Annotated in this window: 20 protein-coding genes; 5 read left to right on the top strand and 15 right to left on the bottom strand. The window is 66.2% G+C overall.

Going from position 1 to position 18,763, the window contains the following annotated elements; translation table 11 throughout:
- Positions 1 to 12 precede the first annotated feature (12 nt).
- Positions 13 to 951, top strand: a complete 939-nt coding sequence (gene coaA, locus AC4ELH_RS34660; RefSeq protein ID WP_055116732.1) for a type I pantothenate kinase — start codon at positions 13 to 15, stop codon at positions 949 to 951.
- On the opposite strand, the gene AC4ELH_RS34655 is transcribed toward coaA, so the two are convergent.
- From AC4ELH_RS34655 to AC4ELH_RS34630, 6 genes are all read right to left on the bottom strand, one after another.
- Complete coding sequence (locus tag AC4ELH_RS34655; protein WP_498889385.1) at positions 948 to 2,357, bottom strand: potassium transporter; 1,410 nt, start codon at positions 2,355 to 2,357, stop codon at positions 948 to 950. The two genes, coaA and AC4ELH_RS34655, sit on opposite strands and share 4 nt — an antisense overlap.
- 146 nt (positions 2,358 to 2,503) lie before the next feature.
- Positions 2,504 to 3,076: a hypothetical protein gene (locus AC4ELH_RS34650; protein ID WP_498889383.1), complete on the bottom strand. Its 573-nt coding sequence runs from the start codon at positions 3,074 to 3,076 to the stop codon at positions 2,504 to 2,506.
- A gap of 64 nt (positions 3,077 to 3,140) precedes the next feature.
- Positions 3,141 to 3,554 carry a hypothetical protein gene (locus tag AC4ELH_RS34645; RefSeq protein WP_064887599.1) on the bottom strand — a complete coding sequence of 138 codons (414 nt, stop codon included), beginning with the start codon at positions 3,552 to 3,554 and terminating at the stop codon, positions 3,141 to 3,143.
- Positions 3,555 to 3,673: 119 nt separating this feature from the next.
- A complete protein-coding gene (locus AC4ELH_RS34640) occupies positions 3,674 to 4,099 on the bottom strand; it encodes a hypothetical protein (RefSeq protein WP_064887611.1) in 426 nt (141 codons plus the stop codon).
- A gap of 125 nt (positions 4,100 to 4,224) precedes the next feature.
- Positions 4,225 to 5,586 carry a hypothetical protein gene (locus AC4ELH_RS34635; protein ID WP_448442262.1) on the bottom strand — a complete coding sequence of 454 codons (1,362 nt, stop codon included), beginning with the start codon at positions 5,584 to 5,586 and terminating at the stop codon, positions 4,225 to 4,227.
- A gap of 15 nt (positions 5,587 to 5,601) precedes the next feature.
- On the bottom strand, positions 5,602 to 6,396 hold the full coding sequence (locus AC4ELH_RS34630; RefSeq protein WP_064887596.1) for a (2Z,6E)-farnesyl diphosphate synthase: 795 nt from the start codon (positions 6,394 to 6,396) through the stop codon (positions 5,602 to 5,604).
- Positions 6,397 to 6,452: 56 nt separating this feature from the next.
- Between AC4ELH_RS34630 and trhA the strand changes: the two genes are divergently transcribed.
- Positions 6,453 to 7,196: a PAQR family membrane homeostasis protein TrhA gene (gene trhA, locus AC4ELH_RS34625; protein WP_064887594.1), complete on the top strand. Its 744-nt coding sequence runs from the start codon at positions 6,453 to 6,455 to the stop codon at positions 7,194 to 7,196.
- 53 nt (positions 7,197 to 7,249) lie between these two features.
- Here the strand turns inward: trhA and AC4ELH_RS34620 are convergent, their stop codons facing one another.
- Genes AC4ELH_RS34620 through mca form a run of 4 tightly spaced genes read right to left on the bottom strand, consistent with a single transcriptional unit; the run spans position 7,250 to position 10,802 of the window.
- Positions 7,250 to 7,624: a nuclear transport factor 2 family protein gene (locus AC4ELH_RS34620; protein WP_064887592.1), complete on the bottom strand. Its 375-nt coding sequence runs from the start codon at positions 7,622 to 7,624 to the stop codon at positions 7,250 to 7,252.
- Between the two features lie 10 nt (positions 7,625 to 7,634).
- Entirely contained in the window at positions 7,635 to 9,674 is a 2,040-nt protein-coding gene (locus AC4ELH_RS34615) for a thioredoxin domain-containing protein (protein WP_498889379.1), read from the bottom strand.
- On the bottom strand, positions 9,634 to 9,939 hold the full coding sequence (locus AC4ELH_RS34610; protein WP_064960097.1) for a hypothetical protein: 306 nt from the start codon (positions 9,937 to 9,939) through the stop codon (positions 9,634 to 9,636). The genes AC4ELH_RS34615 and AC4ELH_RS34610 overlap by 41 nt, the downstream gene beginning before the upstream one ends.
- Positions 9,936 to 10,802 (bottom strand): mycothiol conjugate amidase Mca, encoded by an 867-nt coding sequence (gene mca, locus AC4ELH_RS34605; protein WP_064960096.1) that lies wholly within the window; start codon positions 10,800 to 10,802, stop codon positions 9,936 to 9,938. Before mca ends, AC4ELH_RS34610 begins: the two co-directional genes overlap by 4 nt.
- Before the next feature lie 111 nt (positions 10,803 to 10,913).
- Between mca and AC4ELH_RS34600 the strand changes: the two genes are divergently transcribed.
- The 3 genes from AC4ELH_RS34600 to AC4ELH_RS34590 all read left to right on the top strand — a co-directional run bounded on the left by AC4ELH_RS34600 (position 10,914) and on the right by AC4ELH_RS34590 (position 12,780).
- Positions 10,914 to 11,336, top strand: a complete 423-nt coding sequence (locus tag AC4ELH_RS34600; protein ID WP_064887585.1) for a DUF4307 domain-containing protein — start codon at positions 10,914 to 10,916, stop codon at positions 11,334 to 11,336.
- 242 nt (positions 11,337 to 11,578) lie between these two features.
- Positions 11,579 to 12,073: a transcription elongation factor GreA gene (gene greA, locus AC4ELH_RS34595; RefSeq protein ID WP_055116762.1), complete on the top strand. Its 495-nt coding sequence runs from the start codon at positions 11,579 to 11,581 to the stop codon at positions 12,071 to 12,073.
- Positions 12,074 to 12,108: 35 nt separating this feature from the next.
- Positions 12,109 to 12,780 (top strand): GOLPH3/VPS74 family protein, encoded by a 672-nt coding sequence (locus AC4ELH_RS34590; RefSeq protein WP_064960095.1) that lies wholly within the window; start codon positions 12,109 to 12,111, stop codon positions 12,778 to 12,780.
- A gap of 8 nt (positions 12,781 to 12,788) precedes the next feature.
- On the opposite strand, the gene AC4ELH_RS34585 is transcribed toward AC4ELH_RS34590, so the two are convergent.
- The 5 genes from AC4ELH_RS34585 to AC4ELH_RS34565 all read right to left on the bottom strand — a co-directional run bounded on the left by AC4ELH_RS34585 (position 12,789) and on the right by AC4ELH_RS34565 (position 18,633).
- Complete coding sequence (locus AC4ELH_RS34585; RefSeq protein WP_064887581.1) at positions 12,789 to 13,946, bottom strand: cystathionine gamma-synthase; 1,158 nt, start codon at positions 13,944 to 13,946, stop codon at positions 12,789 to 12,791.
- 12 nt (positions 13,947 to 13,958) lie between these two features.
- A complete protein-coding gene (locus AC4ELH_RS34580) occupies positions 13,959 to 14,699 on the bottom strand; it encodes an RDD family protein (protein WP_448442255.1) in 741 nt (246 codons plus the stop codon).
- 85 nt (positions 14,700 to 14,784) lie between these two features.
- Positions 14,785 to 15,903, bottom strand: coding sequence for a DUF2189 domain-containing protein (locus AC4ELH_RS34575; RefSeq protein WP_448442253.1), 1,119 nt, complete (start codon positions 15,901 to 15,903; stop codon positions 14,785 to 14,787).
- Positions 15,904 to 16,171: 268 nt separating this feature from the next.
- Positions 16,172 to 17,566 carry a cystathionine beta-synthase gene (locus AC4ELH_RS34570; RefSeq protein WP_064960092.1) on the bottom strand — a complete coding sequence of 465 codons (1,395 nt, stop codon included), beginning with the start codon at positions 17,564 to 17,566 and terminating at the stop codon, positions 16,172 to 16,174.
- A 29-nt stretch (positions 17,567 to 17,595) separates the two neighbouring features.
- Positions 17,596 to 18,633 (bottom strand): alpha/beta hydrolase, encoded by a 1,038-nt coding sequence (locus tag AC4ELH_RS34565; protein ID WP_448442250.1) that lies wholly within the window; start codon positions 18,631 to 18,633, stop codon positions 17,596 to 17,598.
- Between the last annotated feature and the right edge of the window lie 130 nt (positions 18,634 to 18,763).

Below are 18,763 nucleotides of genomic sequence, written 5' to 3'. Positions count from 1 at the left end.
AAGACTGATCGGATGCCGCGGCCGAGCGAGCCGAGCCCCTATGTGGAGTTCGACCGAAGTCAATGGCGTGCACTGCGCATGTCGACACCGCTGAAACTCACCGAGGACGAACTGCTGCGCCTGCGGGGTATGGGCGAGAAACTCGACATTCTCGAGGTCGAAGAGGTCTACCTGCCGCTGGCCCGGTTGATCCATCTTCAGGTCGCCGCCCGCCAGCGACTGTTCGCCGCGACCGCGGAGTTCCTCGGTGAGCCACAGCAGAATCCGGACCGACCGGTGCCGTTCGTCATCGGCGTCGCCGGCAGTGTCGCGGTCGGGAAGTCGACCACGGCCCGTGTGCTGCAGGCCCTGTTGGCCCGCTGGGGCCACCACCCCCGCGTGGACCTGGTGACGACCGACGGGTTTCTCTACCCGAACAAAGAGCTTCACCGGCGGAACCTCATGCACCGCAAAGGTTTCCCGGAAAGCTATGACCGACGCGCCTTGATGAGGTTCGTCACCGCGGTGAAATCCGGTGCCGACGAAGTCTGCGCGCCGGTGTACTCACACCTGCTCTACGACATCGTGCCCAGTGAGAAGCAGGTGGTCCGGCATCCGGACATCCTCATCCTCGAAGGCCTCAACGTCCTGCAGACCGGTCCGGCCCTGATGATCTCGGACCTGTTCGATTTCTCGGTGTATGTCGACGCGCGCATCGAGGACATCGAGAAGTGGTACATCTCGCGGTTCCTGACGATGCGCTCGACGGCGTTCGCCGACCCGGCATCGCACTTCCACCACTACTCGACCCTGACCGACGAGCAGGCTGTGTTCGCGGCCCGCGACATCTGGCATTCCATCAACCGGCCCAACCTGATCGAAAACATCCTGCCGACCCGGCCGCGCGCCACCCTGGTGCTGCGCAAGGACGCCGACCATTCGATCAACCGGCTGCGACTGCGGAAGCTCTAGCCGGTCCCGGCCGGCGTTGCGACCAGCGGCCCGCAGCGCACGTCGAAGCGCTCCCGCACGGTGTCCAGGGTGCGACGCAGATGCTCGCGGTCCCGGTGATGGGTCGCCATGAAACGGGCAGTGGCCGAGAGCTGGCGCGGCATCGGATACCAGCGGTTGTAATCCAGGCCGCACTCACGGAACACCTTGACCGGCACCGCATCCGAGATGAGACTCAGGTTGTGCTGAGCCAGGGTGAACATCGCATACAGCACCGCTGTTTTGGACTTCTGCGCCAAGTCCTGCAGGTCGAGTTCGTAGAGCGGCACCGTGTTCAGCTTGCCTAAAAACATCAGGTGCGTCGCGAAATAGCCCGCGAATGACGTCAGATGCATGGTGGCCGAACGTATTTGAATCGACAAGATGGAGCCGTCACCGGAAACATACGGCTCGTACGGATGCTCACCTTTGGAGAGATACCCGGTGCAGTTCACGATCCAGCTGCCCGGTGCGACGGTTTTCCTGGCCCCGCTACGCAACACCAGATCGGCCGAACCGTTGGTGTCGACCACATCGACCAGATGGTCCATCACCACATCGTTCAGGCCCGCGACAATGGCGGCGTTCTCCGCCTCCGACAGGACCCCCGCCATGAAATGGGTGGCCTGCGGGGTCGGAGAGGTGCCGTAGTTCGACCGGTACCACCGGGCGACGTCGTCCTCGTTGGTGCCGTCATAGAGCCGGGTCATGTCGATGGACATCTTGGTCAACGAAACCCCGCCCGACCAGCGCCGGGCACCGGCAGGGAAAAACCGATCCCGGCTGGAGAAGAAGGTGCCCGAGCCCGCCACCATATTCACCTCGCGCCCTGGACTCGACGTGATCAACGCGTGCGCGGTGTCCATGGCGGTCTTGCCGCTGCCGATCACCCACACCGGGGTATCGCTTTCGTGTATGTCCCCGGAGCGGACATCACACGAGTCCGGTGACACCGACTGCACCCGATCGCTGGACAACTCCAGTGCGTCGTTGGGAGTCACCCGCACGCCGTACGCCTTGATCAATCGCTCGGCTTGGATGGTGTGCAGTTGCCCGTCCGCGTCGCGGCAGGTGACCTGTACGGCACCACCGCCGGCATCAGCGGACTGGAAATCCCAGCCGTAGCGTTCCTCGACCCGCACCCGTTGCTTGATCTGCTGCAGGCAGTAGCCGAAATGATCGAGCACCTCGGGTTTGGTGGCCAGATAGGAGGGCTCACGGCCAAGGGTCCATTTGATGTTGCCTGCAGTGAACATCGGATGGGGCTGGTGCAGCCGCACATACGGATACGTGTCCACCCACATTCCACCGACCCGGGGACGACGGTCGATCAGGATGATCTTCTGATCGGGTCTGAGGTACGTGCTGGCCACGAACAGCGCGTTCATGCCGCACAGGCCGGCACCGACAATGCAAACGTCACAATCTTCTGGCATCGCGAATCTCCCGGGTAGCGCCGTTTGAGCTCAGTGTGGGCGCGTGCGGTCGCCGCGCCATGAGTAGTGCGCTACCCGAGTTTCGAAGGGTGGATGGCTCAGGCGCGTTCCCAGCCGCCCCAGTCGTTGCCGACGAATCGTTGCCCGTCGGGAATCACGAAGTGGTGCAGAAACACCTGGAGCGCGGGCTGCATCCGCTGGTGCAGGTCCGTCATCGCGTTGACCAACTCGGGGGTCATCGGGTCCTCCCCCTCCGGCTTCTTCGGGGGGATCAGCCCCAGGTGGAGCGCCATCTCCAGCTGGTAGAAGGTGAAATCGCCGTACGGCCGCTTGGGATCACAACCGGGCACCTCCTCGTCGAAGTAGGGATCGGACAGTTCCCAACGCATCTGCGCCAGCAGGGTGCGGTGCTGATCGGTGAAGTCGAACTCACCCGACTCCGGCAGTTCTTGGACAAAGAACGAGTATTCATGGTCGGCCGGCGGCCGCTGATATCCGTATTCGCCTGTGGCACAAGCACCGAACCCGGTGGCGATGCGCAGCAGATCGATATCGTGGGGTTCGGTCTCCCAGTCCGGCGCAAAACATGGTGCGCCTACCTCGGTCCCGTCCCAGCCAACCCGTACCGCTCGAAGCCGCTCGGTGTGCTCTGTCGCCCACTTCAAGTCCACCCGGCCATTATCGGTGACAGACAGCGCCCAGAGCCTGGGCTCTGGGCGCTGTACCGGCTTACGGTCAGGCCGGGATCCGCCGGACCCCGACGTACTGCAGCTCGGCCATCGCCAGCGTGTAGAGGCCGGCGCCGATGACGACCACGACGCCCGCGGTGGTCAGCGCCATCGTGAAGACGGCCACCAGAGCGATGACGGTGCAGGCCGCGTTGGCGATCACGGTGCCGATACCGGCGGGGCGCACCCGTTCGATGCCGGCGAGGGCGAACACGGCGATTCCGTAGACCACCGAGAAGATGCCGACGCCGTACTCGACGGATTTCGGCAGCCCGGTGAGATCGGCGAAATATCCGGCCGCAGCCAGCAGAGCGATCCCGCTGATACCGACGAGGACTGCGTCGAGCCGCATGGCCAGCCGCAGTAGCGAATCGGTTGCCTTCGTCGTGCCTGCGTATCCGGCGGAGGTGATGGCGGACATGATTCTCCTTCTCTGATGGTGATTACTTGTCGTGCATTCACTTCGAGCGGTGGAGCACGGTGCGGGGATACACGCCGTAACCTCTTCCGGCGGGCACCCCGCACCGGCTCGGGAGGGAGTCACGCCAGACGGCGCACTCCGCGGTATTGCAGCCACGCCAGTACTGCGGTAGCACCGACAAATCCGAGAACCAGTTCGATTCCGGCACCGGTCAACGCCAACCAGCCCGCCACGATGGCGACGACCGTGGTGATTGCGAAGGCCACGTTGCCGGCGAGGACGCCGATGCCCACCCGCCGCACGCGCGGGGCGGCGGCGAGCACGTACAGCAGGGCGCCGTAGCCGACCAGCGCCGCGCCGACGAACCAGCCGGCGGTTGCCGACACGCCCGCGATGCGGGCCAGCTGATCGGCAGCCATGGCCACCAGCAGTCCGACGCCGGCGCAGACGGTGGCATCGGCGCGCAAGGCGAACCGCAGCAGGGAATCGTGGATGGCCGATCCGGCGGTGGGGTCGGCCAATGGTTGGTTCAGGGTGGCGGTCATGTCGGGCTCCTCGGCGATGAGGGTGTCGATTGGTGGAACACCTCCGACACTGCTCACCAACCGCTGCCAGATCGACACCAAACACTGCCAAGCACTGCCAAGCCCAGGTCAGCGCGGTGCGGGCGTCAGTCGTTGGCAGCGACCAGATCGCCGCGCAGATCCGCCGCGATCACGCGTGCCGCCGCGTTCTGCCAGTTGTGCAGGGAGCGCTGCGGCACCTCGGTGACCAACCACTGCCAGGCCTGCCGAGCCACCGGGTCGAGCCCGGCGGCGGTGGCGTTCTGCGCATAGGCGCGGACCCCGACGACATATGGGAAGTAGAGCGAGTTGTAGTGGCGCCACTGCTCGGTGGTGCCGAAGTCGCCGCTGTCGCGCGGCTTGAGCGCGGCGATGCGATCGGCCAACAGCGCCTTGAGTTCGTTGGCGCGTTCCAGCGGCTGATCCGGTGCCCCGCGTCGAGCCAGACGGTCGTCGATGGCGGGCAGAGACGTCAGCGGGCTGGCGACCAGCTTGGACAGATCGCCGTAATGGCCGAGTGCGCGTCGGGTGAGCCGGGCGAAGGCGTCGTCGTCGATACCGCCCAACGGGTGAGGAGATCGCAGCGGGAGCGCGGCCTCCGTCTGGCGCAGGGCTTCACGATCGGCGCGCAGGTCCGGAGACCTGGAGAAGGCGAGCCGGTCGAGCAGGCCGGCCAGCGGATCGGCCAGCACCTCCACCGCGACGGCGACGGCCAGGCTGGTGAACAGCAGGATGGTCATGACGGTGCGGCCGGTCCCGGCGTCGAGCACGACCATGCCGATCAGGGCCTGGGCGGCGAACGGAACTGCGATCACCAACGTGCCGATGATCGAGCGGCGCATGTCCGCGCGTAGCGCCTGGCCCTCGTCGAAGGCATCCCAGATCGCGACCGCGACGCCGAGCAGGGCGACGTCGAATCCGGTCGATGCCAGCGCGAGCCAGCTCGGCACCAACCCGAGCGGGATCACCAGGATCGCGTTGCCGAGGGCGAAGAACAGCGTCGCGACGATGATGAACCCCACCACCGACCCGGGCTTGGCGCCGCCGAGGACGGCCTTGACCATGGCGCCCAGCGAGGACAGCGAGATCACCGCGAACATCACCCAGTGGCCGGTCCGCAACGGCCCGTCGACGCTGCCTGCCAACCCCGCCCCGGCGAAGGCCAGGACGGCCACGGCGAAGATCGCCGCGATCTCACCGGCCCGGGATCGGAACGTGTCGGCCGGGCGCGCGAGTTCCACCATGACCGCGAACCAGGCGATGCCGGGCAACGCCACCAGGTAGATCTCGATGCGGCTGAGCATTTCCGAGCCGGTAACCAACCGGACCGCGTCGAGCGCGACCACGAGAGCGAAGCTGGTCAGCCCGAGCGCGGCGAGAACCAGGACGGGCTTACGCGGGTCGCGGGCGAGCAGGTAGAGACCCAGCCACCAGCTGAGCGTGAAAACCACTGCCGACAGCGCAGCCATAGGTTCAGTTTGGCACTACTTGCCGAATCTGCGGTGGCGGGCGGTGTAATCGCGCAGGGCCCGCAGGAAGTCGACGCGCCGGAAGGCCGGCCAATACGCCTCGGTGAACCACATCTCCGAATATGCGCTCTGCCACAACAGGAATCCGCTGAGCCGTTGCTCACCTGAGGTGCGGATGACGAGGTCCGGGTCGGGTTGGCCCGATGTGTAGAGGTTCTCCGAGATGCCCTCGACGGTGACAGCTTCGACAAGTTGCTCGGCGGTGGCTCCATTGGCCAGTTCCTTCGACAGCAGCGAGCGCACGGCGTCGACGATCTCCTGGCGGCCGCCGTAGGCGACGGCGACGTTCACATGGAATGAACCGGGCGCGTTCGATGCCGTGCTTTCTACGGCCTCGCGCAGTCGCCGGGCCGGTTCCTCCCCCAACAACTCCAGGTCACCGACGGTACGCACCGTCCAGGTGTTCGTCGGGGCGCAGATCTCCTCGACCACATCGGTGATGATCTCGAGCAGGGCCGACAGCTCTTCCGGATCGCGCTGCAGATTCTCGGTCGAGAGCAGATAGACCGTCGTCATCTCGATGCCTGCGGCCTGACACCAGCGCAGCATCTCGGCGATCTTGGCGGCACCCATCCGGTAGCCGATGCTGACATCGTCGTAACCTGCGTCACGCGCCCAGCGGCGATTCCCGTCACACAGCACCGCGATATGGCGTGGCAGTTCGGATCTGGACTGCGCCAGTTCCTGACGCAACCGCATCTCGTAGAGCCGATAGGCCGGTTCCTTGAGCCGCGGGGGAATGATGTCCACGAGAGTCCAGACTACTGTGAGCGTCGGGGTACACCACGGTTCTCAATGGAGGTGACATGACTGCGCCGACGGGTAGCACCAAGCCCTACCGCTCTGCGGCCGCGCTGAACCGGCCGGCTGAAGATCTTCCGGAAGCGGTGGCCGAAGGCGTCGCCCAGTTCCTCGGTAGGCCGCGCGCACGGGGCTGGATCCATGTGTATTCGGCGGTCATCGCGTTCATCGCCGGGGCGGCCCTGGTTTCGGTGTCGTGGTCGCTGGAGTCCACCCGCGCAGGTCTGGCCACGCTGCTCTACACGTTCACGATCGTGGCGATGTTCGCCGTGAGCGGTACGTATCACCGGGTGACGTGGAAGTCGCCGAACGCGCGCAAATGGATGAAACGCGCCGACCACTCGATGATCTTCATCTTCATCGCGGGCAGCTACACCCCGTTCGCATTGCTGGCACTGCCCGAATCCAAAGGCATGGTGCTGTTCTGGATCGTCTGGGGTGGGGCGATCGCCGGCGTGCTGCTCAAGATGTTCTGGCCGTCGGCACCACGCTGGCTGGGCGTGCCGCTCTACATCCTGTTGGGCTGGGTCGCGGCCTGGTTCATCGGGCCGATCATGAACGGTGCCGGCGTGGCCGCGGTGGTGCTGCTGATCGTCGGCGGCGCGCTGTACAGCATCGGCGGCGTGCTCTACGCGCTCAAGTGGCCCAACCCGTGGCCGACGACATTCGGCCATCACGAGTTCTTCCACGCCTGCACGGCGGTAGCGGCGATCTGCCACTACATCGCCATGTGGTTCGCGGTCTTCTGAGCCCACGAAAAAGCCCCGCACCACCGAAGCGGTGCGGGGCTCCGCAGACACTGCTAAAGCTGCGTGATGTCAGCCGCCGACCAGTAGGCCTTCATGCCGGTGATCTTGCCCTCGGCGTCGAACGTCATGACCTCCATGGGCTCGATACGCATCGCCCCGCCGACGACGATCGCGAACAGGAAGGCCGCCTCGTGTCCGCCGGGACGGAACTTGAGCAGCTCGGTCGTGATCTCGGCTCCCGCCGCGGTCAGGTTCTTGTAGAAGCCCTCGATCGCCTGACGACCGATGTGCACTTCACCGCTGCCCACCGGATCCTCCAGCGTCGCGTCATCGGTGTACAGCGCGGCGACCTCGGCAGCGGACCCGCCCGCAACGGTGTCGAGATAGCGCTTGACGAAGGACTCCAGGGCTGCAGCATCGTGGCTCATGGCCGCGAGGCTACACGGCGCCACTTCCGCCGTCCGGCGGTTGACCGCCCAGCGAGACAGCCAGAGCTTCGACCGTGGTGACGGGCAGGTCGCAGACCGTCCCACGGCACACGTACGCGGCGTCGGCGCCGTCCACCCGGTCGCGTCCTCGAAGCAACGGCGACGAGTCGGCGGTCCCTGGGGCACCGCCGACCACCAGCGCCCCACCGGGCGCCAACCGGCGCGCAGCGTACAACAGCGGCGACGACGGATCCCCGGCCACCGCGATCTGGATCGGCCCGCGTACCTGGGCTTCGGCCACGGCCAGCCAGTGCCCGCCGGAGCGGGCCGCGCGGGCCAGGATCGGCGTGGCCGAAGACAAAGTCGCTTGCGCCGCATCGACATAGCGCTGCGAGCCGGTCAGGTATCCCGCCGACTGCAGGGCCTCGGCGATCAGCGACGCGCCCGACGGTGTCGCGCCGTCGATCGGGTCGGCGGGACGCACCATCAGCTGTTCGGCGTCGTCGGCGGTGTCGAACCAGCGGCCCGGCTGATCGGGGTCGGCGAAATGTTCGAGTGCGACATCCAGGAGCCGCACTGCCTCGTCCAGTCCGAATCCGGTGAGTTGATGCAGGGTCAGCAATGCGGTGGCCAGCGCCGCGTGATCCTCCAGGATCGCCGCACTCTCCCCGACGACACCCCCAAGGCTGGCCCGGCGTAATCGGCCGTTCACCACGTGCAGATCCAGCAGCCGGCTCGCACATTCGACTGCCGCAGAAAGCAATTCAGGGCTTTCGAGCGCCACCGAGGCTTCGGCCAGCGCGGTGATGGCCAGGCCGTTCCAGGCGGTCACCACCTTGTCGTCGCGGGCCGGCTGAGGACGCGACGCGCGGGCCGCCAACAGCGTCGTGCGCACCGACTCGAAGCGGGCAGTTTCGTCCGGATCGCGGTGCAGTTGCAGCACCGAGGCGCCGTGTTCAAAGGTGCCACGCTCGGTGACCCCGAAAAGTGAAGCCGCCCAAGCTCCGTCGTCCTCACCGAGGACGGAGCGCAGTTCGGCCGGCGTCCACACGTAGGTCAGCCCTTCGCGGCCACCGGCGTCGGCGTCGAGCGAGGAGGTGAACATGGCACCGGCACCCAGATACGCGATGAGGAACCCAGCTGTCTCGGCAGTCACCCTGCGCGCCAACGGATCATCGGTCCGCCGGGCCAGATGCGCATAGGCCCGCAACAGCAGCGCATTGTCGTACAGCATCTTCTCGAAGTGCGGCACCACCCAGTGCGGGTCGACACTGTAGCGGGCGAATCCTCCGGCCAGCTGGTCGTAGATGCCACCGCGGGCCATCGCCGCGCACGTGCGCTCGACAGCCGACAACGCCGCCACCGACCCCGTGCGTTCGTGGTGGCGCAGCAGCCCTTCCAACAGGGCCGAGGGCGGGAACTTGGGCGCACCGCCAAAGCCGCCGTGAAACACGTCCTCGTCATTCAGCACGGCGGCCACCGCGTGATCGCACAACTCGGGCCCCACCGGCGCCCCACCGCCGGGCAACCCGGCCGACATCGAGCGCAGCTCGGTGGCGATCTGATCGGAGGCGCGCTCGACCTCGTCGCGCCGGTCCCGCCAGGTTTCGGCGACGGCGTCCAACAGCTGCAGAAACCCGAGCTTCGGGTAGTAGGTGCCGCCGAAGAACGGCCGACCATCCGGGGTGAGGAAGCAGGTCATGGGCCAGCCGCCCTGCCCGGTCAGGGCGACGGTGGCGTTCATGTAGACCGCGTCCAGGTCGGGACGTTCTTCGCGGTCGACCTTGATGCAGACGAACCCGTCGTTCGCGGCCGCTGCGACCTCTGCATCTTCGAACGACTCATGCGCCATCACATGGCACCAATGGCAGGCCGCGTATCCGATGGACAGCAGGATGGGGACGTCCCGGGAGGCCGCTTCTGCGAGCGCCTCGGGCGTCCATTCTCGCCAGTGCACCGGGTTGTCGGCGTGCTGGCGAAGGTACGGGCTGGTGGACCCGCCGAGCGTGTTACCCGCTACCCGGCTCACGCGGCTGACTCTGGTGGTCATCGGCGATGTTCTCGACCGGGTCGCCGTCACCGGCACCGTCGGCAGTGCCCTCGTCGGCGGCCTGGTCGGGTTCGGGGTGTTCCCGGTCGAAGGACTCGGGCAGCTTGCGCAGGTGGCGGTTCATCGACCAGACCAGCGCGAAGGTGCCGATCAGCAGCGCGACCGTGACGAGCAAGCCGAGCGGAGTTGCCTTACCGAACTCCGGCCCGGTATTTCGCGGCTCGTCGGCGAGCAGTGTGATCACTGCGGTCAAAGTGTCGATCATTTCTCAATCCCGGTGAACAGGTCGTCTTCCGGCAGATTCACCGGGACACGCGACCGCGCCAACTCGAACTCCTCAGTCGGCCAGAGCCGCTGCTGCCACTCGATCGGCGCATGGAAGAAATCGCCTTTCGGGTCGATCTGGGTCGCGTGCGCGCGCAGCGCGTCGTCGCGCTGACTGAAGTACTCCGAGCATTCAACACGGGTGGTGACCCGGTTGGCGAACGGGTCGTGGTCCGGGTCCCAGTGTTCCAGCCATTTGCCGAAGGGACCCTGCCGACCGTACTTGGCGAACTCGTCCTGCAGCAGCTGCATGCGCTCACGCAGGAAGCCGTGGTTGTAGTACAGCTTCGAGACGTTCCACGGGGCCCCGGCATCGGGGTACAGCCGGTAGTCGGCGGCCGCCTCGTAGGCCGCCACCGAGACCTCGTGGCACCGGATGTGGTCGGGGTGGGGGTAGCCGCCGTTCTCGTCGTAGGTGGTCAGCACGTGCGGCTGGAACTCGCGGATCACCCGGACCAGGCGGCTGACCGGCTCGGCAAGCGGCACACGCGCGAAACAGCCGTCCGGAAGCGGCGGCAACGGATCGCCCTCGGGCAGGCCCGAGTCGACGAATCCCAGCCAGTGGTGCTCGACGCCGAGGATCTCGGCGGCCTTGGCCATCTCGTCACGGCGCACCTCGCTGATCCGGCCGTGCACCTCGGGCAGGTCCATCGCCGGATTGAGTATGTCTCCGCGCTCGCCGCCGGTGAGCGTCACGACCATGACGCGCACACCTTCGGCCGCATAGCGCGCGGTGGTAGCCGCACCCTTGCTGGACTCGTCATCCGGGTGGGCATGCACCGCCATCAACCGCAGTTCACTCATTTCGCTTTCATCTAACTACGGCGTCCTCTTACCTAATCCCTGTACCCAAACCTTCAGCCCGGTCCCTGGGCTGCGGTGACGGTTTCGTCTGGCCCTATAGTTCCAGTTCTGATGATCGAACGCCCCGCCGCCCGCTACGGATCCCGCCAATTGTCCCGCCGGACCCGGCGATGGATCACGTTCGCGCTGGTCGGCGTGGTGGTGGTGGCCGGTGTGATCCTGGCGGTCGTGGCCTTCCAGCGGTTGGGCACCGGCGAGGTGAAAGGCGAGCTCTCGGCCTACGAGCTGATCGACAACCAGACTGTGTCGGTGACGATAGGGGTGACCCGGCCTGATCCGTCGACGCCGGTGGTGTGCATCGTTCGGGCCCGCTCGATCGACGGGAGCGAAACCGGGCGACGCGAAATCCTGGTGGGTCCGTCCGATCAGCGGGTGGTGCAGGTGACGGCCGAAGTGAAATCCAGCCGACCCCCCGTGATCGGCGATGTCTACGGTTGCGGGACGGATGTGCCGTCCTACCTGGTAGCGCCCTGAATTTGACGTTCGCAACAAACGTCGAACAGCCATTACATGAAGATTCGCCGGCTACTCGGTGGTACGATTGTGCGATACACGGTTCCTCGCTGGGGCCGTGTATTGCTGCATTAGCACTCAGTTAGGTGCGTACGTCCGCGGCAATACATGCGCATGCCCCGGCCCGGAAACGACGGACTTCGTACGCGAGGGAAGGCGCAAGAGCGCCGCGAGGGCAAGCAAGACAGAAGGAGCACAAGAACATGACCGATACACAGGTCACCTGGCTCACTCAGGACGCATTCGACCGGTTGAAGGCGGAGCTCGATCAGCTGATCGCCAACCGGCCGGTGATCGCCGCCGAGATCAACGACCGTCGCGAAGAGGGCGACCTGCGCGAGAACGGTGGCTACCACGCCGCCCGCGAGGAGCAGGGCCAGCAGGAGGCCCGCATCCGCCAGCTGCAGGAGCTGCTCAACAACGCCAAGGTCGGTGAGGCACCCAAGCAGTCGGGTGTCGCGCTGCCCGGTTCGGTCGTCAAGGTGTACTACGACGACGACAAGAAGGACACCGAGACGTTCCTGATCGCCACCCGCCAGGAGGGCATCAGCGACGGCAAGCTCGAGGTGTACTCCCCCAACTCTCCGCTGGGCAGTGCACTGATCGACGCCAAGGTCGGCGAGTCGCGCACCTACACCGTGCCGAACGGCAACACCGTCAAGGTCACGCTTGTCAGCGCCGAGCCCTATCACGACTGACGGGTCGGCACGGGGCAAGCAGTACAGTCGGGGAAATGGCGCAAATCGCCGAAGACCTGTTCTTGCTGTTGCTGGACAACGCAGCCGCGCAACCCGCACTTGATCGGCATCGCAGGGAGAAAGTACTCAGCGCGGCCGTACTGCTGGATCTGGCGTATGCCTGCCGGATCCGCCCTGCCATGGCGGATGAACCGATCGAGGCCGGCCACCTGGTCGCGCTGGCCGGCGATTGGCCCGCCGATCCGGTCGGTGACCCGGCATTCGAACTTCTGCAACGCCGGCCGCTTCCGGCCGACACCGCACTGGCCAAGCTGAGCAGGCACTCCCAGACCAACCTGGAACAGCATCTCGAACGGATGGGTCTGGTCCGCCGGGTCCGCATGCCCGGTAAAGGCTTCCCGGGTAAGCCGGCGTACTGCTGGCCGTTGACCAGCCGGGAGCGGGTCAGCCAGGCGCGGGCAGCGCTGCTGGCGGCGCTGTTCGACGGGCACAACCCGGTACCCGCGATCGCCGCGATCATCTGCCTGTTGCATGCGGTCGACGGCCTGGGCGCGATCCTCAGCCTCAACGACCGGGGCTGGCGCTGGGTGCATGCCCGGTCCACCGAAATCGCGACGGGCATCTGGGTGGACGAGACCGCGTCGGCACTGCCGGAGATGAATCTGGCAGTGACGACGTCGGCGTTACGTCCGGCCCTGATGTCCTAACCGCGGCGTTACTTGCCGAGGGCCTGCTCAAGATCGGCCAGCAGATCGGCGGCATGCTCGATTCCCACCGACAGCCGCACCAGGTTGTCAGGCACCTCCAGCTGCGAGCCCGCGGTCGACGCATGCGTCATGGCCCCTGGGTACTCGATCAGCGACTCCACGCCGCCGAGCGACTCGGCGAGAATGAAAAGCTCAGTGCGCGAGCACAATTCACGTGCCGCTCGGGGCCCACCACGTAGCTGCAGGCTCACCATGCCACCGAAGCCCGACATCTGCCGCGCCGCCACATCGTGGTTGGGGTGGCTGGCCAGGCCTGGGTAGAGCACGGTCTCGACGGCTGGGTGCCCGTCGAGGAATTCGGCTATCAGTGCAGCGTTTTCACTGTGCTGACGCATGCGCAGCACCAGCGTCTTGAGCCCGCGCATGGTCAGGTACGCGTCGAATGGCCCAGGCACCGCACCGGCACCGTTCTGCAGGAATGCGAATGCCGCGTCGAGTTCCTCGTCGTTGGTCAGCAGCGCGCCGCCCACCACATCCGAGTGCCCACCGATGTACTTGGTGGTCGAGTGGAGCACGATGTCGGCCCCGAGCAGCAGCGGCTGCTGCAGCGCAGGCGAGGCAAACGTGTTGTCCACCAACACCTTGACCCCGGAGGACGACGCGAGCTGGACGATTCCGGGGATGTCGGCCACGCTCAACAGCGGGTTGGTGGGTGTCTCGACCCAGATCAGCCGGGTCCGCGGGGTGAGGGCCGAACGCACAGCGTCCAGATCGCTCAGCGGGACCGGGGTGTGGGTGACGTTCCACTGCGAGAACACCTTGTCGATGAGGCGGAACGTGCCGCCGTAGGCATCGTCGGGAATGACCACGTGGTCGCCCGGCCGCAGCACCGCGCGCAGCGCACAGTCCGTGGCGGCCATGCCCGAAGCGAAGGCCCGCCCGTAGGCGGCTTCCTCGACCGCCGCCAGCGCCGCTTCCAGAGCCTGCCGGGTCGGGTTGCCGGTGCGGGCGTATTCGAATCCGCCGCGCAGACCGCCGACGCCGTCCTGGGCGAAGGTCGAGCTGGCGTAGATCGGGGTGTTGACGGCTCCGGTGCCCGGGTCGGGTCGGTAACCGGCGTGGATGGCTTTTGTGGCCAGACCGTGCCACCTGCGCTGTTCACTCATAACGTGTCGAGCCTATCGGGGCGGGTACGCGTAGGGGTTGGGACCGCCCTGCGGGCCGGGAAACGCCGTCGGAGAAGGAGGTGGAGCAGACACCGGGGCAGGGACACACACCGTCGTGAGCGCCTTGTCGGCGATGGTCTGACGCTTGCCGTCCCACAACGGCATCAGGTAGCCGATGTAGAAGAAGCTGTCGAGGACATGGGCGAGCTGGCGCACCAGCGACATGCCGAAACCGATCGGCTGGCCGGTCTTCTCGCTGACCACCTTGAACTTCATGACCTGCTTCCCGAGGCTCTGCCCGGTCTTGCCCTGGCGGTACCCGAAGTTCCACACCGGAAAGGCCAACGTCACCGCAAACAGCACGAACATTCCCAGGACCAGGAATGCGACGGCACCGCCGGACGGCTCACCGGATGAATCCACCGACGACGCGACCGCCGCCGCGATACCCATGAAGACGCCGTATCCCACGAAAAAAATCACCAGGAACGGAATCTGATCGATCACCGAGGCCAGCACCCGGTCCAGCCAGGGCGTGTAGGCATTCGGATTCGTCGCCGGCTGGCCGTAGTTCCACTGCGACGACGGTCCCGGTGCCGGGTAGGGCGACGGGCCGGCCGGCGGATAGCCGGTGGGCCCGGCACTGTACGGACTGCCCTGCGCCGCACTGGGGTACGGGCTCGGGTACGGATTCATTCCCGGGGTATTGGGGCCGGCGATGTATCCGGGGCCGGGCGGCGGCTGAAATGTCATGCGCAAATGATGTCATGCGCCAAAGCGCCCACGGCGCAGGCATTTCTGCCGTACGCGCCGTGGGCGCTGAGGTCGGTTGTTCTGCCTATGGGGTCAGCGGTGCCACCGGGCCACCGCTGAGCCGACGCCAGGCGTACACCTCGATGAGGAGGATCAACGGAACCGCCACGATGAGGCCGAGGCCGCAGGGAATCGCGCCGATGAAGGCGATGACACCCATCACGAGCGCCGTCAGCAGCACCGTGCCGAAATTGGCCTTCGCGAGGTCGAAGCTCGCCTTGACCGCATCGACGCCGCTGAGATTGCGGTCCACCGCTGCGACCGTGGTGAACAGAAACAGGACGGCGAGGACTATCGAAGCGACGAACGACAACGGAAAGGCCACGAACGCCCATGCGCCCAGTAGGAATGTGGGAGCAAACAGCACCAGGTTGACCAGGAACGAGATCACACCGACGATCACGGTCGCGAGGATCACGTTGCCGACGTTGCGCGGTTTGAAGAACGAACCGATGGTGACCGGCTGGCCGTTGGCGATGTCGAGCAGACCGGCGGTGTACCCCGCTGCGATCCAGCCGCTGACTACCAAGAGCACGATCGAGCCGATGAACATGACGATGCTGCCCCCGGTCCCGAAGTCGCTCGAGGCCGAGTAGCTGAAGCCATCTTGATAGGACTCGTAGCTACTGGTCGAGTCCGGCGACATCGCATAGGCGATGCCGTAGAAGACGCCGTAGACGGCGCCAGCGATCAAGGCGTACACCACCGTCGGCACGATCAGCTCGGCCGGATGCTTGAGGAACTTGTTCCAGGCCCACGAGAAGGCGTCACCGACGCTGTACGGCGCACCGCCGAATCCGGGTGCGCCCGCGGGCGGGTAGCCAGGGGCCCCGTAACTGGGCGGCGGGTAACCGCCCGGCGATGGGTAACCGCCCGGAGGCGGGTAGCCGCCGGGAGGCGGTGGATAGCCACCACCCTGAGGCGGCGGGGGCGGGTAACCACCGCTTTGCGGCGGGGGCGGATAGCCACCCTGCTGCGGCGGTGGCGGGGGCGGGTAGCCGCCACCCTGCGGCGGAGGCGGCGGCGGATAGGCACCACCCTGCGGCGGAGGCGGCGGTGCGAAACCGCCGTGCTGGGGCGGAGGCGGATAGCCACCCTCCGGCGGCGGCGGGTAGTTCCCGGGCGGGGGCGGTTGATCGGTCACGTCGAAAGCTCTCCTCATCTCGGATAGCGCTCCGCGGGCGGACGCTACGTTCTGCCAGCACCTATACAGACAGACTGCTCCACAGGCAGATTACGCATCGCCAACGCCCTTTGGCAGAACAACACGAGCGTATTCGCCGGGCACAGTGGGCCGGTTCTCACCGCGGGCAGTGATGCTGTCTGAGTTTGCTAGCCCGAGGCGAACTCACCCTAGCTGAGAAGTCGCTGAAGACAAGGCATTCCACGCGAAGGCGCGCAATTCGCCCTGACTAGTGCCTGCCGCTGCCCTCGGACAGGAACCCGAGCAGATCGTGGCGGGTGATCACACCGACGGGCTTGCCCTCCTCGACGACCATCACCGCGTCGCAGTCCCGCAGCGATTTCGCCGCCGTGGAGACCAACTCTCCCGCGCCGATCAACGGCAACGGCGGGCTCATGTGTTCGGCCACTGCGTCGGCCAGCTTCGCCCGGCCCTCGAACACCGCCGACAGCAGCTCCCGCTCGGACACGCTGCCGGCCACCTCGCCCGCCATCACGGGAGGTTCGGCCCCGACCACCGGCATCTGCGAGACGCCGTATTCGCGCAGGATGCCGATCGCATCGCGCACCGTCTCGGAAGGGTGCGTGTGTACCAGGTCGGGCAGCGCCCCGGATTTGCCGCGAAGGACATCGCCGACCGTCGACTGCTCGATCGAACCGTCGAGCCGGTTGCGGAGGAATCCGTACGACGACATCCACGCGTCGTTGAAAATCTTTGAGAGGTAACCGCGTCCACCGTCGGGCAGCAGCACCACGACAACCGAGTCTGGTCCGGCCGTGCGGGCCACCTCGAGTGCGGCGACGACCGCCATACCGCAGGATCCACCGACCAGCAGCGCCTCTTCGCGGGCCAGCCGCCGGGTCATGTCGAACGAGTCGGCGTCGGAGACGGCGATGATCCCGTCGGGAACCGACGGATCGTAGGCGGACGGCCAGAAGTCCTCACCGACGCCTTCCACCAGATAGGGCCGCCCGGTCCCGCCGGAGTACACCGAGCCCTCCGGATCGGCACCGATCACCTGAACCTTGCCGTCCGACACCTCTTTGAGGTAGCGGCCCGTGCCGGTGATCGTGCCGCCGGTACCGACCCCGGCCACGAAGTGCGTCACGGTGCCGTCGGTATCGGCCCAGATCTCCGGACCGGTCGTCTCGTAGTGGCTCTCCGGCCCCATCGGGTTGGAGTACTGGTCGGGTTTCCAGGCGCCGTCGATCTCCTCGACGAGGCGGTTGGAGACGCTGTAGTAGCTGTCCGGATGATCCGGTGGCACCGCCGTCGGGCACACCACGACCTCGGCGCCATAGGCGCGCAACACATTCTGCTTGTCCTCGCTGACCTTGTCGGGGCAGACGAAGATGCACTTGTAGCCGCGGGTCTGGGCGACTATCGCCAGCCCGACGCCGGTGTTGCCGGACGTGGGTTCGACGATGGTGCCGCCCGGCTTGAGCTCGCCGCTGGCCTCGGCGGCGTCGATCATCTTGGCCGCGATGCGGTCTTTGGAGCTGCCGCCGGGGTTCAGGTACTCGATCTTGGCCAGGACCTTGCCCGAGCCTTCGGGGACAACGGAGTTCAGCTCTACCAGCGGGGTATTGCCGATGAGCTCACTGATGTGCCTGGCGATGCGCATACGTCAATGGTCTCAGGCCCGCGAAACGCTTACCAGGTGGCCTCTCGAATGTATTCGCCGATCTGGCGCAACGAGCGCTTCGCTTCGGACACCATCGGCGACGCGAGCTGGAAAACGTGCATCTGACCGGGCCAGATCCGCAGCTCGACGGGAACCCCGGCAGCGGCCAGCATGTGCGCGGCCTTTCGCGCATCGCTGAGCAGAGCCTCCGAGCCTGATGCGTGGATCAGCGTGCGCGGCAGACCGGGCTCGATGTGGTCGAGGGGTTCGTAGACTTCTTCGCCCTTGCGCCCGGCGGCGCGCTCGATGAGCTCCACGAGGGCGTCGAACGCCTTGGCGGGGAACATCGCGTCGGTGTGGATGTTCGGGTGGTTGGCCCGTGACTCGTTGTCGATCTCGAACAGCGGCGACATGGTCACCAACGCGGCAGGCATCTCGCCCTCGTCGACCAGGCGCTCGGCCAGTGCCAACGACAGGTAGCCGCCCGCCGAGTCGCCGGCCAGGACGATCTGGTCCGGCTCATATCCACGTAGCCGCAGCCACTGGTAGGCGTCGTAACAATCTCCGATCGCGGTGCCCACCGAGTGCTTGGGAACCATCCGGTAATCGACCACGAGCACCGGGCTGTCGGCGTACTCCGACAGCGCCGTGACGATCCCCGAGTGCGTGTTGGCCCCGCAGGCGAGGAACGCACCGCCGTGCAGGTACAGAATTACGCTGCGCTTCCCGTCGGCGGGAAGTACGCCATCGGCCCGCACCAGCTGCGCGGTGCAGTGGGGCAGCGCGATGGTGGCCTTGATGGTCCCGGGCACCGGCCGGATCAGCCGGGCGGCGAAATTGACCAACCCGAATGGCCACGGCAGATGCGGCACATGGCTACCAATCGCCAAGGTCGGCTTGATTGTCAGCGTGGCCGCCAGCGAAGCCAATCGGCCCGCCAGGCTCGGTCCGTCCTCGACCACCTCGACGGGCGCGCCGTCACTGATCGGGAACCTACGCCCGCGGTGGGCCCTAGCTGGGCTTATGCCAGCATGATGCGACCTGGATACCTTGCTCGGTGCAGTCATCGTCACCACTTCCTACGTCTTTGTAGTGCTAGGTGAGCTTCGTCACTCAGACAACCCGGGTAACTTAGCTTGACATCCGTAAACAGTTCAACAGTCAAATAAACTGAATTGATACCGGACTTGATACAGC

This window comes from Mycobacterium shunyiense (assembly GCF_058270075.1).
Note: the sequence above shows the minus strand (reverse complement) of the source record. Positions and strands in the feature narration are given on the sequence as shown.